Annotated in this window: 2 protein-coding genes; both read right to left on the bottom strand. The window is 63.5% G+C overall.

All coding sequences use genetic code 11. From position 1 onward, the window contains the following. Positions 1-53 precede the first annotated feature (53 nt). Positions 54-491 carry a hypothetical protein gene (locus ACG2LG_RS23645; protein WP_396263309.1) on the bottom strand — a complete coding sequence of 146 codons (438 nt, stop codon included), beginning with the start codon at positions 489-491 and terminating at the stop codon, positions 54-56. 151 nt (positions 492-642) lie between these two features. Next, entirely contained in the window at positions 643-2,802 is a 2,160-nt protein-coding gene (locus ACG2LG_RS23640) for a hypothetical protein (protein ID WP_396263307.1), read from the bottom strand. Between the last annotated feature and the right edge of the window lie 105 nt (positions 2,803-2,907).

Here is a 2,907-nt window from a genome sequence, read left to right as displayed (position 1 = left end):
CAGCAGGGTGTAGCCACCCCGCCCTTTCCGTGTTCCGTCTGGTGCGTGGTTCCTCATTGCGATCTCACCACCGTCCGGCTCTTCACGTAGTCACGTCCGCCAATCTCGTAGACCAGCAGGCTTTGAAAATTCCACACCCTCATTCCCGCCGGGTTGTCCGCCGTCGTACCCCGGCCTCCATCGACCGGAAAGTTGTCCCGGTTGGGAATGCGCGTGCGGATCACCCGCCCCTCGATCGGAGCCCCTCCCGGAAGCTTGCCCAGCGAGACGACTTCCTCGCTCTTGTCCGGGTAGGCCGGCCACGGGGAGTCGTCGTCCAGCAGGTCGGCGAAGGGCAGGCGTTGGGCCAGGGCCTTCTCGTAGGTCAGGTAGGCGTCGGTCACCGTCTGCTGCAGCGTCCACTGCCGGGGCGCGGTGATGTTGATCGACAGCTTGAGCAGCACCAGCGACAGCGCCGTGAGGAAGCTCAGCGCATACGCGGCCTCGATCATCACCCAACCGCGCCGCACACGGCGGTGCCGGGGCGCGGAGCGCGGCCGACCGACCGCTCCTGGATGGAACGCTGGGGTGAACATCTAAGAGAACTTAACAAATCAGCTCTCTTCTGGCAACCCACGCGATCGCGTGGTGGGCGCAGGGCGATCAGGGCCCGGCCGCGGTGTAGAACTCGGCCCGTCGTTCCTCGACGACGATCAGCCAGTTCATCATCGCCACCGGCGGAAGCGCCGCCGGGTGGCGGATCTGGGAGAGGTTCACATTGATCCTTCCGTGATCCACGCCCTTCTCGCTGCCGGCGGTCATGTCGAGCAAATGGACCTTCCTGCCGGTCTCCCCCCCGTCTCCGGCAAGGCTACCAACCTGGCCGGTGATCGAGAGCTTGAGCGGATCGACCTCGGCGCCATAGCGCTTCTCCGGCGCGAACAGCGAGGCCGGCGGGTAGTACGGCAGCGGCAGCCCACTGCCTGCGGGTGGCGTCGTTTCAACCGAATTGAAGTCGTCCGCGATGTAGAGCCGGAGGTTGGTCACGAGCGAGAACCCCTTCGGAAACGAGGTCAGGTCGGCGCACTCCCTCAGGATCACTCCGTAGTCCTCCTCCGCGCAGGGGATGGACGGAGCACTCAGGTAGGCATTCCCCGGGTAGTCGACGTTGACCACGAGGGAATGGTTCACATCGGTGGCATCCGCTCCCAGCAACTCAAGAAACTCGGGGAAACGCTGCGGCAGCACCTCGATGCACCATTTCTGATCGTGCAGGAGTTCGGTTCGGAACGGCAGGCTCGGCCGGTAGTAGCCGGCCTTGAAGGTCCCCACCAGTGGATCACCGAAGCGGGCGTTGTCGAAGGTGATCGATCCGGACACCCCCTCCTGGAAGTAGTAGCTTCCGTTCTTTCCGTAGGCCACGTCGACGGGATGCGGGAAGTTCACGGTCTGGTTCTCGTTCGCGCAGTAGATGTAGCCCGGCGGCAACCCGGTCGAGGGATCCTGAACGAGCGACACCTTGAGAATTTCGCGCGCGCCGCCCTTGAAATACTGGAACTCCACCTCGGTGGGCATCGGGTTGAACTCACCCGCGACTTCGGTCACATCAAGCCTCATCGCGCACTGCAGGGCACCGACGGAATAGTCGTTCCAGGTGGTCGGGGACAGCGTGTTCGACTCGACCGCATGAGCGTGGCGATCAAAAAACTGGTTGCCGCGGTTGATCGGAAGGAAGGCGGCCCGGCCCGCTTCCGAAGCCAGCGACACGGGCATGAATTCGCCGTGATCGAGTTCAAACTTCTCGCGAACACCGGGAGCGAAGGGTTCCAGACCCACATCGTGCTCTCCGATGGTTACCGAGGAGTCGATCTCCACCCCCCGCCGGCCGGAAAGCCGCGGCAGGCTGAGCCCGGCACCCACGCGTGCCCGGGTCGCAAAGACGCCGCCCTCCACCACCGCGTTCTGCCACGCGGTTCCGTCTTCATGCGCGCCGAGGACCGCAAAGGCCTCGGCGGAAATGGCCAACTGCGAGGGAACCTCATAGATCGACACGATGAAGTCCCGCTCCTTGCGATCCATTCCGGTCAATCCGTCATCGGCATCGGCCAGGTCGAGGCTGAAGGCCCACCAGTTGCGCTTGGCGACGAAGGGCTGGCCCGGCTCGCAATAGGCGAAGCGGATTTCGGGAAAGGGAATCAGGTTGAACTGCGGATACTCGTCGACAGGCAATCCAACCTCGGTGGCGGCCAGCAGCCCGTGGACCTTCTCCCGGCTGATGATGGGATAGATCCGGTCGCGCGAGACCAGCGTGGTATTGGACGATTCGAGGGGCGGAGGAAATCCCACCCCCAGCGCCCTGCCGATGCCCGGCGCAACATAGCCGGACTCCGGTTCAATGGCGTCGAAGACCGCCCCGACATTCGAGAACGAGCCGTCGCCGGGATTCGCCAGAATCGAGCTGCCGAGGTCGAGACCCGCCAGCATCTGTTCGCTGACCGCCTGCCGTGCGTTTGCCTGATCCAGGGCATCGCCGAAGATATTCTGCCAGCGCAAGGGGTCTCGCGCCGAGGACGAGGCGTTGGAGCCACCCATCATCGCCCTGATCGCCCGGTTGGGTGTGATGTTCACGATGGCTTTCAGGATTTCATCCTCCTTTTCGGAGTAGTCGATGCGGAGACCGACTTCCTTCTGGCTTTCATGCGAGCGGATCGACGTCCGGTAGCTGTTGATCAACATCGCCAGCACCACGATACCCAGCGAGAGCACCATCACATACGACACGTAGCCGCCCTGCCTTCTCCGGTCATCCTTCGGTGTCTTCATCTTCTCCTAGAGTTGTTGGGTTCCCGAATACACCAGCTCCTCCCCGTTCGGGCCGGTCAGGTACATCCGCAGCACGCCACGCTCGACGGCGAAGCTCACCAGCGT

The sequence above is a fragment of the Haloferula sp. A504 genome (genome assembly GCF_044385805.1).
Classification (GTDB): domain Bacteria; phylum Verrucomicrobiota; class Verrucomicrobiia; order Verrucomicrobiales; family Akkermansiaceae; genus Haloferula.
Note: the sequence above shows the minus strand (reverse complement) of the source record. Positions and strands in the feature narration are given on the sequence as shown.

What these genes read in the sequence shown, in the direction of transcription:
- ACG2LG_RS23645 (WP_396263309.1), bottom strand. Translation starts at nt 491, where the DNA reads ATGATCGAGGCCGCGTATGCGCTGAGCTTCCTCACGGCGCTGTCGCTG.
- ACG2LG_RS23640 (WP_396263307.1), bottom strand. Translation starts at nt 2,802, where the DNA reads ATGAAGACACCGAAGGATGACCGGAGAAGGCAGGGCGGCTACGTGTCG.